Annotated in this window: 13 protein-coding genes; 1 reads left to right on the top strand and 12 read right to left on the bottom strand. The window is 64.4% G+C overall.

Annotated elements, in window-relative coordinates; genetic code table 11:
• Positions 1-3: 3 nt before the first annotated feature.
• Positions 4-1,116, bottom strand: coding sequence for a DNA glycosylase AlkZ-like family protein (locus tag ACZK33_RS12835; RefSeq protein ID WP_423174023.1), 1,113 nt, complete (start codon positions 1,114-1,116; stop codon positions 4-6).
• Between the two features lie 53 nt (positions 1,117-1,169).
• Positions 1,170-1,769 carry a TetR/AcrR family transcriptional regulator gene (locus tag ACZK33_RS12840; protein WP_154263640.1) on the bottom strand — a complete coding sequence of 200 codons (600 nt, stop codon included), beginning with the start codon at positions 1,767-1,769 and terminating at the stop codon, positions 1,170-1,172.
• 239 nt (positions 1,770-2,008) lie between these two features.
• Between ACZK33_RS12840 and ACZK33_RS12845 the strand changes: the two genes are divergently transcribed.
• A complete protein-coding gene (locus tag ACZK33_RS12845) occupies positions 2,009-4,207 on the top strand; it encodes a TonB-dependent receptor (protein ID WP_423174024.1) in 2,199 nt (732 codons plus the stop codon).
• Between the two features lie 143 nt (positions 4,208-4,350).
• On the opposite strand, the gene ACZK33_RS12850 is transcribed toward ACZK33_RS12845, so the two are convergent.
• The 10 genes from ACZK33_RS12850 to ACZK33_RS12895 all read right to left on the bottom strand — a co-directional run bounded on the left by ACZK33_RS12850 (position 4,351) and on the right by ACZK33_RS12895 (position 14,100).
• On the bottom strand, positions 4,351-4,716 hold the full coding sequence (locus ACZK33_RS12850; protein WP_201116194.1) for a hypothetical protein: 366 nt from the start codon (positions 4,714-4,716) through the stop codon (positions 4,351-4,353).
• A 250-nt stretch (positions 4,717-4,966) separates the two neighbouring features.
• Positions 4,967-5,191, bottom strand: coding sequence for a hypothetical protein (locus ACZK33_RS12855; RefSeq protein WP_423174025.1), 225 nt, complete (start codon positions 5,189-5,191; stop codon positions 4,967-4,969).
• A 23-nt stretch (positions 5,192-5,214) separates the two neighbouring features.
• Positions 5,215-6,225, bottom strand: a complete 1,011-nt coding sequence (locus ACZK33_RS12860; RefSeq protein WP_423174026.1) for a fimbrial protein — start codon at positions 6,223-6,225, stop codon at positions 5,215-5,217.
• A gap of 138 nt (positions 6,226-6,363) precedes the next feature.
• Positions 6,364-7,128, bottom strand: a complete 765-nt coding sequence (locus ACZK33_RS12865) for a fimbrial biogenesis chaperone (protein WP_423174027.1) — start codon at positions 7,126-7,128, stop codon at positions 6,364-6,366.
• Between the two features lie 61 nt (positions 7,129-7,189).
• Complete coding sequence (locus tag ACZK33_RS12870) at positions 7,190-8,212, bottom strand: fimbrial protein (RefSeq protein WP_478453418.1); 1,023 nt, start codon at positions 8,210-8,212, stop codon at positions 7,190-7,192.
• 12 nt (positions 8,213-8,224) lie between these two features.
• A complete protein-coding gene (locus ACZK33_RS12875; RefSeq protein ID WP_478453420.1) occupies positions 8,225-10,588 on the bottom strand; it encodes a fimbria/pilus outer membrane usher protein in 2,364 nt (787 codons plus the stop codon).
• Positions 10,589-10,894: 306 nt separating this feature from the next.
• On the bottom strand, positions 10,895-11,647 hold the full coding sequence (locus ACZK33_RS12880; RefSeq protein WP_423174030.1) for a fimbrial biogenesis chaperone: 753 nt from the start codon (positions 11,645-11,647) through the stop codon (positions 10,895-10,897).
• A 76-nt stretch (positions 11,648-11,723) separates the two neighbouring features.
• Complete coding sequence (locus ACZK33_RS12885; RefSeq protein WP_423174031.1) at positions 11,724-12,326, bottom strand: fimbrial protein; 603 nt, start codon at positions 12,324-12,326, stop codon at positions 11,724-11,726.
• Positions 12,327-12,437: 111 nt separating this feature from the next.
• Positions 12,438-13,121, bottom strand: coding sequence for an outer membrane protein (locus tag ACZK33_RS12890; protein ID WP_423174032.1), 684 nt, complete (start codon positions 13,119-13,121; stop codon positions 12,438-12,440).
• 76 nt (positions 13,122-13,197) lie between these two features.
• Positions 13,198-14,100 (bottom strand): hypothetical protein, encoded by a 903-nt coding sequence (locus ACZK33_RS12895; RefSeq protein WP_423174033.1) that lies wholly within the window; start codon positions 14,098-14,100, stop codon positions 13,198-13,200.
• Positions 14,101-14,302: the final 202 nt, after the last annotated feature.

The following is a 14,302-nucleotide window of genomic DNA, read 5'->3' on the forward strand; positions in this document are numbered from 1 at the left end:
GCGCTACAGGAACTCCGCCATGCGCTGCAGTTCGTCTTCCAACGCACCACGAAACACCTTGTCGCGGGCCAGTGACTTGCCGGCGTAGCCCACGCTGGACGCCAGTTCACCGTCGCGCACGCTGAGATTGGCCCAGCCCACCACCTGGTCGTGCCACAGCACCGGCAACGCGTAGTAGCCGTATTGGCGCTTCGGTGCAGGTGTGTAGGCCTCGAACTTGTAGACCCAGCCCCACAGCAGCTCGAAGCGGCGGCGGTCCCACACCACGGGATCGAACGGGGCTAGCAGGCGCACCTGCTCATCCGGTGCGTGACGGCGCGAGCGCGGGTTCTCGTCTGCCGGCCAGTACCAAGTCGTGCCGTCCAGCGTGCAGCTGGCCAGCTGTTGCTTGGCCAGCATCAACGCCTGCCGGGTTTGTTCGGCCAGATGCGGTGCGCCATAGCCGAGCAGACGCACCAGGTAGGTCAGGCTGGCCGATGGCAGTGGCGCGTACTTGCGCACCACCAGGTCGATCAGGGCGGCGGCGCGTTCGATCTGCGCCTGCGCGCTGGCATCGGCTTCCGCGTGCTCGGCCACCGCGTAGATGCGGGTGCCGCTGTCGCGCCGCTGCACACGCAGCAGGCCGCGGTAGTGCATGCCCTCCAGCAGGTGCGTGCTGGCATTGCTGGTGCCGCCCCAGTAGTTGGTCACCCGGCCATGCGCAAACGCCTGGTCGACCTCGCGCGGGTGCACGCTGCCGCGCTCGCGCACGAAGGCCAGCACGTCCGCTGCACGCCGCTGGGTCTCGGTGTCCCACGCGCGCTTGGACACACGCGGGTGCATCAGCGCAAGATGCTCACGCGGCAGGAAGCCGTAGTTCACCAGGCAATCTTCTTCCACCGGCAATCGGGCATAACGGCGCTCAAGATCGCCTGCACGATAGTCCTTCACTCGGTGGCGCAGGGTCAGGTCCTGTGCGCGTGCCGGTGCGCGGATCGGGTCGGCCTGCACGAAGCCCAGGCGCCGGATCGCGGTCAGCAACGTGGTGGGCTTGAACAGCGTGCGCGCCACCGCATGGCGGCGCAGATCATCAAGGGTGGGCGTGGCAGGCATGGCCGCATTGTAGATCCACGCCATGCGTGGATGGGGCCGTGGCGAACCGTGTAACGGCATCCACGCATGGCGTGGATCTACCGAAGCTCCAGCACCTCCAGCGAACCGATCACCAGCGCACGCATGCCCTGCTTGAACTCGGTGATCACCTGGCCTTCTTCGTCGTCCGCAATCCCATACACCGTATCCGCACCGGCAATGCAGTAGAACGCGATCGTGGCCAGCAGCCAGCGCGCCTTGTCCACCGGCAGGCCAAACACCTCGGCCACGTGCGCCTGATGCGAGGCGATCTTCTCCAGCATCGGCGCGGTCGCCACCGTGCGCCGCAGCAGGTACGGGGGCAGCCCGGGATGCGCCTTCACCACCTCGCACAGGGACTCCACGAACCCCATCAGGTAAGCCTCCAGCCCGCCCGGTGCGTCGACCGACGCGCGCGGAATCTGCCAGCGTTGGAACACCGCCTCCGCCACCAGGCGCTTCAGTGCCTCCAGGTTGGCCACGCGCTTGTACAGCGCCGCCTGGGTCACCGCCAGTTCGGCGGCCACGTTGGCCATGGTCAGGTTGGGCAGGCCCAGGCGGATGCCGATGTCGGCCAGGCGCTCCGGGGTGATGGTGGGTGGGCGGCCACGGGTCGGCGCCGTTGGATCGGGGTACGTGCTCTTACGGGGTGTGTTCATACCCTGCTGAGGGTGCCAGCAAAGGGACCCTCTTGTCCGCTTCCATTGATTTAGTTTACTTTACTCAACTAATTAGGAATGCGCCGGGTTCGCAACCCCGCCGCCGTCCGCAATCGAGCCTATGGCTCACTTCCCGCCAGGTCCCCACCCAGCCGACAACCCTGCGCTGCGCCCTCCCCCGTGCTTGCCGATGGCAGCGCGCCAGGCGCGCTCGCACCTGCGATTCACAGGAACCTGGCATGACCGTGTACGACCTTCCCTCCCCGTTGCAGCGCGCCGCCGCCGGCACGACCCGCGTGCTGAACCATCCGCCCGGCATGGCCCGGCGCTACCGCGTGTCTGCGCTGGCACTGGGGCTGCTGGCCTCGTGTGCCGCCTTGGCCGAACCGGCGCCGTCCACCCTGCCCTCGGTGCAGGTGCAGGAACAGCGCCGGGTGACCGGCGACTATGCCGGCGGCCAGGTGGCCTCGGGTAGCCGGGTCGGCCTGCTCGGCGACAAGGACTTCATGGACACGCCGTTCAGTACGGTCAGCTACACCGAAGCCTTCATCCGCGACCGCCAGGCCAAGGACCTCACCGACGTCATCGCCACCACCGACCCCACGGTGTTCAGCAACGGCGTGACCGGCGCCTGGAGCGAGAACTACGCCATCCGCGGCTTTGCTTCCAGCACCAGTGATACCACCTTCAACGGCCTCAGCGGCATGGCGCCGTACTACCGCACCTCGCCGGAAATGTTCGAGCGCATCGAGGTGCTGAAGGGCCCCTCCGCCCTGCTCAACGGCATGCCACCGGGCGGCTCGGTCGGCGGCAGCGTCAACCTGGTGCCCAAGCGTGCCGGCGATCAGCCGTTGCTGCGGGTCAGCGCGAACTTCGCCTCCGATGCACAGTTCGGCACCCATGTGGATGCGGGCCGCCGGATGGGTGCCGACAAGCAGTTCGGCATCCGCTTCAACGGGGCCTACCGTGATGGCGACGGCGCGGTGGGCAAGCAGCGCAAGAAGGTGCAGCTGGGTTCGCTAGCACTGGACTGGCGCGGCGAGCGCGCCCGCCTGTCGGCCGATCTGTACAGCGCCGACGACCGCGTGGACGGCCCGGCCCGTGGCGTCGGCCTGGCACCGGGCGTGGCGATTCCGCGGCCACCGCGTGGCGACACCCTGATCAACCCGGATTGGGCCTACGTGGACAGCCGGGACAAGGGCGCGATGCTGCGCGGTGAGCTGGACATCAACGATCACCTGATGGCCTACCTGGCCTATGGCACCAGCAAGACCGACTACCGCTACAACGGTTCGATCAGTGCGCAGATCCTCAACCCGGGCGGTGACTTCACCACGGTGATGGGCCAGCTGGCCTTCGACATCAGGAAGCAGTCCGGTGACGCCGGCCTGCGCGGCAGTTTCCGCACCGGCGCTGTCGGCCACCAGTGGGCTGCCAACGTGACCCATTACCAGCACACCCAGAACGACTACGGCCGCCGCAGCGTGCCGGGCTGGGACTGGACCACCAACCTCTACAACCCGGTGTGGGGCCCGGCCGCACCCTTCGTGGCACCGCATATCTCGCACACCGAGCTGCGGCTGGACAGCCTCGGCTTCGCCGATACCCTGTCCTTTGCCGATGACCGCGTGCAGCTGACACTGGGCGTGCGTCGCCAGCAGGTGGTCAGCGAGACCTTCAACGTGGCCAGCGGCGCACGCACCTCGCGTTATGACGAGAGCGCCACCACCCCGGCCGCCGCGCTGCTGGTGAAGGCCACCGACACGCTCTCGGTCTACACCAACTACATCGAAGGCCTCAGCCAGGGCGCCACCGCGCCAATGACCGCCGCCAATGCCGGCGATGTGTTCGCACCGTTCCGCACCAAGCAGAAGGAACTGGGCCTGAAGCTGGACCTGGGCAGCTTCGCGCACACCTTCAGCGTGTACGAGATCAAACGCCCGAGCAGCTACACCGACCCGGTCACGAATATCTTCTCGTTCGGTGGCGAGCAGCGTAACCGCGGCGTGGAATGGGGCTTCTTCGGTTCCCCAATGGACGGCGTGCGCCTGCTGGGCGGCGTGGCCTACGTACAGCCGAAGCTGACCCGCACGGCCGGCGGCGTGAATGAAGGCCGCATCGCCACGGCGGTTGCGCAGCGCCAGGCCAAGCTGGGTGTGGAATGGGATGTGCCTGCGCTGGAAGGCGTGACCCTGACCGGCAATGCCACGGCGATGTCGAAGCAGTACATCAGTGCCGATAACCGCCTGTCGGTGCCGGGGCGCACACTGTTTGATGTGGGGGCGCGCTACAGCACGACGATGGCGGGCCGACCGCTTGCCCTCAGAGCGAGCGTGAACAACGTGACCAACAAGGCGTATTGGGGCATGCCGTTGCTTTCCAGCCTGGCACTGGGTGCGCCGAGAACGGTGCTGTTGTCGGCCACGATGGATTTCTGAGAGGCATCCACGCATGGCGTGGATCTACTGGACACGCGCCACCTCGCTCCTCGGTAGAGCCAGGCCATGCCTGGCTGCCGACACGTTGATCCACCGGAAGCATCCACGCATGGCGTGGATCTACTGAACCTGAGCCGCCCATTTCATTCCGGGTGCAGGCGGTAGATGGCGTGGTTCGTCAACGCCAACGCGGCCAGTTTCAGCCCTTCCATCACGCGGTCGCCCACGTACTGTTCGGGGCCGCCATTCTGCCGGGCGCGTTCGGCCGCCAGCGAAATTTCCTGGACGACGCGCAGGCCCGCCAATGCGCCATCGGCATCGGCCAGCGCCAGGCATCGGCCGGGCAGTTGATGGCGCTCTGGCCAGGGCTGGCCATCAGCCGCTGCGCCACGGCCGATCTGGTGCAGCAAAGCGATCAGGTTGTTGGGATCAGGTGTTGCGGCGCCCCCCTCTTCGGCATTGGCCGGGGCGTACTGGGTGCGCAGATGGGGAATATCCGATGCGTTCATGGCAAGTCTCCGTGCAAGGCATAAGGAGCCACCGGCCTTAACAAAGGCGGCGGGACGGCGCATGGCTGGAAACCGGAGGACTGTAGTCATTGCCGGCGGGCGCGCTTGCACGCACCCCCACGCACCGCCCCGCCATAACGCGCAGACGGATTGCCAGCCGGCGCCGCACAAGGCGACGCCGGCTGGCAAGCGTATTACTACAGTCACTACGGGTTTCCAGGCCCGGCCACCCTTTTTCGGCGGCAATCCATCATGCACACAGCAGCGCGGCAAATCCAAACGCTGCGCCAGCACAGACGGAGACATACTTGCAGCGGGCCGCATTGTCGCATACCGCCCGAATGGGGAAAATGCCTTTTTTCAGCGCTTTGAAGCCCATCCTTGAGCGCGCCCCGATCTTGGTCGGAGCCGCTTGCATGACGCGCAGCCCGGGCCATCCGAGCACCCTGCGGCTCGATAGCGACAACGCACTCATGTCTTCTGTTTGCCTGGGCCCAGTCAGGGGTAGTCCATCACAATCCGTATGGATGCATTGGCCGCCCCGGGCTGAATATCCTTGCTTTCCTCGGCCGTCTGCACGTACCGCGCATGGAACTGCCTGCTGATCCGCCCGGCATCCGTGCTTGTGCCAAACGGATGGACTCTCTCAAGCGCAATCGGCGTTCCGCTATCACTCTGGAGCATCTGTAGCCCGACCCCTGCCGCGCCCCCAGTGACAGTGACGATACCTCGATCCACATCCACAATCGGACTCGTGTCGGTGGCCTCCAGGTAGTAACGCACCTCCCCTACGCCGCTCTCGCAATCCAGTTGGATCTGAAAGCCCCGGCTACGGCTGCCACTGTACTGGCCGCGGAAATCTGTCGCGGGAACGCTGCCCATTCGAACCACAACCGGCTGGGGCCTGCACAGTGGCCGGTGGACAACCGTAACCGTGGTGCTGGAAACCGCGTAATTGACCGTCGCCTTGATGGACGTCCCGTCGCTGTACAACCCGCTGCCGAACTCGAACGCCCGCGTTGCATGGGTTCCGGCGGCGATGTCCGTCATCCGGATGAAGCGCGCACGCACCTGCGGGAACATCCACTGCTGGCGAAAGTTGATCGTACTCGAACGGTCCGCATGGATCGGCACGAACGGGCCCCCGTCGTCCCGTGAGCGAACGGCGAAGATCATGCCCAGTCCCTCAATGCCCGACGCATAAACGCTGTAGGCGAGTCCATTTTCGGAGTAACTGCCAATCTGATCGCGATGGCCGAAGAAGAAGACGGTCCCCCCCGATGTGCAACCGGCTATGTAACGGTCATCTGTATGCTCCGGCAGCCACGGGGAGACGGGACGGCCGTTGCTGGTGCCGTTGGTAACCAAGGTGGTCGACACAACTTCGCTCAACGCGTCACTGAACTTGTCACAGCGCGCCCACGCCGCGCCAGAGAACACCAGCCCGAGACCGGCCATTCCCACGACTGCGGTCCAGCGCTTCATTGCTTGCACTTCCAGCTTCGCCATGCGGGCTCTCACTTGCAGCACTCAGCCAGGAATACCGCCATCACCGGGCTGCCTAAGCGCCGGGATCAGGGACATGTAACGGGCATCATGTAGAAGATCAGCGCCTGACGCCACCCCCTCCTGGGGCTGGCAGCTGCGTCATGGGGATTCCAATGCCCGACTCCCGTCCTGCAGCTGCCCGTTATCATCAAGCCAGGCGAATTTCACGCTGCTGGGGCCTTGGCCGGCCTCAGCCGGTAAAGGCACGGGCTTCTCGGAGAATGGTGCCACATAGGGGTTGTCGAGCGGCAGCAGCTTGCCGTCAGATTCCAGGGCCAGTTTCCCCAGATTGAAATGATAGGGGGTCGGGTTGCTGATAACGAGCTGCAGGCCCGAATCGCTTCTGCGCATGGCAAATGTCATGCGGTCCGCAAAGTTTGCAGGAAGACTCGCAGCCAGTGCCGACGGTCGGTACAGCACCTTGAACCGGCTACGAATGGCCACCTGCAACAGGTTCTCATCATCTGCGGGCGCAGACTGCGGTGGCGCAGCCAGTACGTTGAGCCAATACATGTGCTCCCGATCATCATCCGGGGCCCGGTCGCGGATCAGGCGCACCCTCAGCTTCTGGTCCTTGCCGGCATCCAGCCGCAGCAGCGGCGGCCCTACGACGAAAGGGGCGGTCGAGGCTTCCGGGGGCAGTTTCGCGTCTTCGCCGCCGATCCAGGCCTGCACCAAGGCAGGCTGCTCGCTGCGGTTCTGGATGCCAACGGTCACCTCGCCTGCGCCAGCAGGGAAAATCACCCGCGTACCGTCAACGGCAACCTGGGCGTGCACCGGGGCCAACGCGCTGAGCGATAGAAGACCCCAGCAGACGATCCGCCGGGCCGGCGCAGAGCAGGCCAACCAATTCATTCCACTCATGGCATCCTCACTGGGGAACCGCGAATCCATCGTTACCCTGCCTATCAGGCGTCAAGGCGGTTCAAGGATAATCCATAACAATTCGCATGGCGGCATTGGCGGTTCCCGGCACAATATCCTCCGCCTTGTCCACTGTCTGCACGTACCGTGCCTTGAAGTATCGGCTGATCCTTCCGCCGCCTCTGTTGGCGCCGAAATTCTGGGCCCGTTCCAAGGGAATCGGCGGATAGCCCGCCGTATCGCGCAGCATTTGCAGGCCTACCCCCACCGCCCCGCCACTCACTTCAATGATCCCGCGCTCCGTATCGACAACAGGGCTGTTTTCCGTTCCCTCCAGATAGTAGTTCACATCCCCATCGAAGGCGTCGCAGTTGATCGCAACATGGAATCCGCGCGCGGGTCCGGCGCTGTACTTCCCGTCGAAGAGCGTTCTGGACACGCTGCCCATGCGTACGGTCACAGGCTCCGGATAGCAGACCGGCCGATGCACAACGGTGATTCTGGCAGAGTTGATGGTCATCGGGACCGTGTAGCCAATGGAGCTTCCGTCCCACACCCGCAGACTCCCAAGATGCAGAGGGGTGGTGTCATAAGTGCCTGCAGTTGTGTCACCCGTCTTGATGTACCTGACTCGTAGTTCCGTGTCGGCGGTACCGCTATCCCGATCGTCATCATCCGTCACCGGAGCCCCGTTCCTGACTGCCTGAAATCCGCGCGTACCCAAAGGAGCGCGGAAGCCGACGATGTAGCCTATTCCAGGCACGCCTGAGTCATAAATGCTGTAGATTTCCCTCGCGCTTGCGCGGTAGATCCCAACTTCCCTCGCAGAGGCGCTCAGGGTCACGGCGGGTCCACCGAAGCTGGGCCCGCATGCTCCTGAGTAGTCCTCGGAAGACGCTTGCCAAGAACTTACTGGACGCTCTACAGCCATGCCATTGGCTGTGACGGTGGCATCGTAAACGTCATGGCTTGCGTCGGTCCACCTGTCGCACCGAGCAATCGCCACGCCGCTTGCAGTGACTGCCGCCACGCCACACAGGGCCACGAAGGCCTGTCGCGCGATTCTGTTCTTGATCGTTTTCACAGACTGATCCTCTCAATTACGCAATGCGGGTAGCTGGGTGTCAGCCTGCGCCGACAGACTCTGCGGACCACAGGCACTGACGCGCAGTTCATCACCCGACCCTGCACTCAAGTCATAGGGAATCTCGCAACGCAGGTCATCGCCCTGGCGGACCGCCAGGACACCGCGCTCCTCCAGGCCACGCACCCACAGGCGACTTCCCTGCCCCACCACGCCCACCACGTCGCCGGCCTCGTTGTAGACATCGGCACCAAACGGCAGCGGCGTGCCATCCGGCGTGAACGCCTCGATCAGCGCATTGCGGCCAACGGCGGTGGGCAGCACCATCTTCACCACCGCACCAGCGGTAGGAACGGCCGAGACCGAACCCGCACTGAGCTCGACGTCCAGCGGCAGGCCTGCCGGGTCGATGTTCACTTCGTTGCGGCGATAGGCATTCAGGTGCGGGGCCACCGCATAGCCGCGGCGGTCGGTGCGGATGCGGTCCATGTTGCCCACGCCCGCGCCCTCGGCGCCCGGCACGTGGACAATCCCGATGGTCTCGCCCAGCGATTGCGCCAGCGTCATGCCGTCGGCATGCAGCACCAGGCCGCCACTGGCGGACAAGGACAACTGCCGGTTGCCCTGGGACTGCCCGTAGCTTGCGCCAACGGTAGCGACCGGAAGCTGGTAGTTCAGGCCGGCGTTGAAGCTGGTGCCCTTGCCCTGATCGCTCACCGACGCGTTGTAGTTGCCCTGGGCTTCAGCGCCCAGTGAGCCGGCCACGCCGAGGCGGCGCGACGAACGGCCATTGCTTTCGTGGCTGAGATTCGCCGTGGCACGCGGCGCCGATGGCGCAACGCCAAGCGGCATGCTGACGCCAAGATGGATGCTGTTGCTCTGCCGCGCAGGGCCCGAGGTGAACAGCGAGCTTTCCAGGGTGCGGCGAGCGGTGAGACTGTAGGACGCACGACCAATTCGGTTGCTGTACCCCACCGAGAAATTGGTCTGCCGCTTGCCATGATCCCAGTAGTCTGCCGTGCTGCCATTGACGAACAGGCTGCCGCCCCTGTCGCCCAGCTTCTGGCTGACGGTCAGGTCCAGGCGGCTGCGCTGGCGCATCTGCGCAAAGGCATCGCTGCCTTGCGCGCGCTGCTCGCGCAGCCGCGCCGCATCGGACAGCGACAGGAAGTCCGCTGTTGAATAGCGGTACGCCGCCATGGTGATGTTGGTGGTGGACGAGAACAGGCTCTTGCTGTACGCAAGGCGATAGGACTGCCCCCGGCGGCGTTCGGCCGCAGCGTCGGCGGCCTGCGGCAGCCAGGCATCACTGAGCGTGACGTCACCCGAGAGGGAGCCAAAACGGGTATTGAGCGCGCCGCCGAGCACCGCGGCGCGATAGCCATCCGCCACGGTAACGCCGGCAAAACCGGTGAATTGATTACCCAGGCCACGGCGCACAGTGGCCTCGGCAAACCCTGCATTGCCGGTTGCCGGGTCGCGCAGTTGACCCGCTGTGAGGCTGAAACGCTGCTGACCCTGCCGCAGCAACTGCGGCATTGCCGTGAACGGCAGCGTGAAGCGCTCCACACGACCATCGGTCTCAGTCACTTCCACTTCAAGATCACCGCTGCTCCCGGTTCCCTCCAGATCATCAATCTCGTAGGGGCCCGGCGCCACCGTGCTCTCATGCACGACATAGCCGCGCTGACGGATCACCACACGGGCATTGGTCTGCGCAACGCCGCGCACGATCGGTGCATACAGGCGCTGCGAGTCAGGCAGCATGCGCGGGTCGGTGCTGATGTTCACGCCGCGATAGGAAACGCCGTCGAACATGTCGCCGTTGGTCGCTGCGTCGCCCAGCGTGAGCTGCGCGCCGATGGATTGCAGGTCGCGCTGTATGAAGCTGCGGCTGGCCGCATAGCCAGTTCCCTGCTCACCGTGGTTCAGATAGCCGCTATGGCGCAGGCGCCATGCACCCAGGTTGACGCCTGCGTCCAGCATCACGCTGGTGCTGTTGCGGCTGTTGCCACGGCTCTGCTGACGGCTGTGATTTGCGCTGTAGCTGAGCGTGGCGGCATTGATGCCATGATCCCAGGATGCCGGATCCACCCAGCCCTTAGGCGCTCGCGAGAGATAGGCCTGAGGCACGGAAACGTCCAGGATCTGCTCGCCGGCATCCAGCGATGCAGACGCGGAAGGAACATAGGTATCCAGAGCGGCGCAGGTGCGCCCTTCCGGCAATGCCAGATAGTCGTCACGGTTGGCATGGTCGGCAATGGCAGCGGCCAGGCGCTCAGCATCGAGGCCGATCATGCCGAGCAGTTCCGGGTCCCAACAGATCTGGCCAAGGCCCTGGTCGTCCTCGGAAACCGTGATTTCGCGGCGACCCACGATGATGTCGTTGATCCGGACATCGGCGATGTAGGTGCCCGGCAGAACGCCCCCCGCTGGTAGCGGCTGAGATCAATCGCACTTCCGCCCAGCAGGAAGTCGGTATTGAATTCCACGTTGGGTGCGGCGAACCCTGCCATCGGCAACAGCACGCCCAGCACCGCGCTCGCCAGGCGGCAGGGCTTCGGAGCAGCGGTCGAATGAAGTTGATTCATGACGGGTTCCTGGCTTCGGGGTGCACGGCCCCTACCGACAGGGAAGCCCTGTCAGGGGAAACTGTGCGGTGGGAAAAACGGGGAGATGCGGTCAGGGCATCGCAAGCGGCAGGGTTGTATTGACCACACCGCCAAAATCATTGATGTAGCGGACCATCAGCGTGGCGTTGGACGGCAGGCGCCCGATACCTGGCACGGTGAAGGAGGTCGTGCTATGGGGCGCGAGCATCTGCATGCCCTGTGCTTCGGTTTCTTTCTGCCCTTCCACCAGCCAGGCCTTGACCATGCTGACGTGATAGGGGCTGTCATTCTTGGCCTGTAGGGCCACACCGCCAGGCTGCGGCAGCAGGCTCCACTGCACGTTCGCTGCTGCTTTGCCCGCACCTCGTGTGTCCAGACCCTTGGGACGATAGAAAATCTTCAATCGATTGCGGACCGTTACCTGCAGATAGCCGTCAGCCTCGGACTGCTCGGCCTTGATGGCAGGGACCTCGAGCACGTTGAGCCAGAACGCACTTTCCCTGTCACGCGGCAGGTCACCGCTCGCGATCTTCATGCGCAGCACTTGGCTCTTGCCGGGCTCGGTACGCGAGATCGGCGGCAGCAGCACGAAAGGTGCCTTGGTCGTCGTCGGGGTGGCTGATTCGGTCAGCGTGTCCACCCACGATTGCAGCAGAACCGGCGTGGTGCCCGGGTTGTTTACCCGAATCGTTGCCTCGGGCATGCCCTCATTGAAGATTACGCGCGTTCCGTCGATCCTCACGCCTGCATACACGGCCGTTGCCATCGACAGGGCGGTGAGCGCCAGGCATGTGCGTAGAAGCGAGCGATGCATTGCGTTCATGTCATGTACTCCAGGTCAGCGGGAAACAGTTGGCGAAGACGGTTGGGACCCGTGAGTCCCAACCGCGCACCAGGCTTCAGTAGTGCGAGACGATGAACGGCAACGCAGAGGTGAACTTGCCGGCCGAGACCTTATCGTGGTCGTCGACGTGATAGATCGCCTGGAACTTGTAGGTGAAGTTGTTGTCTGAACCCTTCGCGGCTTCAATGGTGTCGGTCGCCAGATTGATGGTTGCGCCCGATTCATCCAGAATCCGCACTTCAACACCTTCGGCTGCCGGATCGCCCGAACCCGGATCCACATGGGTGTTGAGCAGGTTGCCGCTCGACTTGTTCACATAAGCGGTGTCCAGGATCAGTTCAGCGATGCTGCCCTCGCAGCCCGCCACAGTGCCGTCACCCACGGTCACGCTGAAATTGCGATGGCCCGGATTGTCGGTCTTCAAGCCAGCCGCGGTGACGGTACGCATCGTTACGGTGTTGGACGAAGCGTCGCCACCGATGTCGATTGCACAGGCTGCGGCGGTGATGTTGCCGGTGAAGTTGATGGTGGCGTCCTGGGCCGAGGCCGAGGCCGCAGCGCCCAGCGACAGCGCGGCGGACAGAGCAATTGCAAGCTTGTTCATGTTGTTGAATTCCTGTTTAGGGTTTGTGGTTTTGCGTTCAAGCCGCGCGTTCATGGGCTTGAGCGAAGGGCATTCCCTTCGAGAGGAAATGCTACGGACGCCGTGCGTGGGCAGGCATAGGACAACGACGAGTTATGTCGCACCTGCCCATGCACGGCAGGCCGTTCAGAACGCCAGGCGAGCGCCCAGGTGGAACTCGCTGGAGGTCAGGTCCAGGCGCATCTTTTCGTCCTGCAGGCCACGGGCATTGCCGAAGGTGTTCCACCCGCTTTCGGTCGTGCCCATGTCCACATAGCGGTACCCCAGGTCGACCGTCATGCGGTCGGAGGCGGCCACCGAAACACCGGCGCCGACCGACCACGCCAACCCAGTGCGGGTGGTGGTGTCGTAGCGGCGGCTGGTATTGCCCTGCCAGCCACCGGACTTCAGCTGGGCCAGGCCGGCACCGGCGCTGCCGTATACCGACCACGCATCGTTGATGGCGAAATCGCGATACGCATTGAGCATCAGCCGCTGCGAGCTGACTTCATGGTTGTTGAAGCTGGTGGCGAACAGGCTGGAGCCGCTGGTATAGGTATCGTTGCGGCGCAGCGTGTATTCGCCTTCGGTGCGCCAGCCATTGCCATGCGCATGACCGAAGCCGATGGCGCCGGTGACGAAACGCTGGTGCTCGTCGCCCGCAACAAAGCGGCCGATGCCCGGGCGGGCGCTGGCATCCATGTTGTTGGCACGGTGGTCGGCATCGATGATGCGGGCGGTGGCGTAGTAACCGTTGGCGGTTTCAGCGCTGGCCAACTGCGGCAGGCAGCAGGCCGCCATGACCGGAAGGGTCAACAGGTGAATTTTCATGGGGGATCCTTGCAGAAGAGAAACGGCCAGCAAGCCGGGCGCTGATGCGCCCGGCCTGGGTACGATTCAAGGGAACTCAGGGCTTCTGGTAAATCCAGCGACCGGCCTGGGAGCTGTAGCGGTAGGTCCGCGGCTGCGAGCTCAGATAGGAGGTCGCATTATTGACGGTATAGAACCGCGAATTGGACGGATCGGTCAGCTGGATGATGTCTCCCTCGACAGCCGAGGTCGGCAGCACCATGTGCTGCGGCGTCGTGACATCCTCGGCCGGGCTGCCGGTGACGATGTCGGTCCAGCGCTGCTCCATCTTCGGCAGTTGCGAAGTGGTCGGCTGGTAATGTGCTCGGCCGCGGCGAGCGTGCCAGCGCCCATCCGCAGCGTCGAACACAAAGCCACAGGTCGTGGACTGCAGGCAGACCGAAGCGCCGCCGGCCAGGCCAGTGATGGTGACGTCCTGGCCGTTGAAGCTATGCACGCCGGCCACCGCGCCTGCCGGTGCCGAGGCCGGCAGCTGGACAGTCTTTACGTTGCCGCCCACATTGATGTCGGTCATGAGCTTTTCCGTCATCGGTGCAACGCCGTGCTCACCACTCGTGAGGACCACGCGGCCGGCGCTCAGGCCACCCGCCGCGCCCCATCCGGCGTAGGTGGTCTTGATCAGTTCGAAGTTGCTGAGCGAGTCGACCGGGATGTAGACAAGGTCTTCCACCGACGTACCCTTGGCATTCAGACGGCTATTGCGATCGGCCAGGGTGCTGAGGATGACCCTGTCATGGTCACGGGGATTGGCGGGCAGCGCCAGTTCGGCAGCGAAGTCATTCGAGGCCAGCTCGAAGTACAGCTTCGTGTAGCCCGACGGCATGTTACCGCTGCCGTTGTTGGTGGACGGGGTCAGGTAGCCTTCAGCGGCCGAAGCGGCGGCCGGGGCCAGGCACACCAGCAGGGCGGCGAGCAGGGTATTACGACGCGAATTCTTCATCAGAACAGTTCTCTCGATACGGGATAGGCCGGCACTCTGCGACGCAGCGCGTGCAGCAGTGCACAGCCCGGCCACGATGGCCGAATCCCTCCCTTCAAGCTGTCTGACTCGTCCGAATTTTCACTCAATCTTCACTGCATGCGGGCGAGGCCAGGAACGGCCACGCCTGCGTGCGCCAACGCCCCTACTTCGGTTGAAGCAT

Source organism: Stenotrophomonas sp. 86156_Sma (assembly GCF_056481625.1).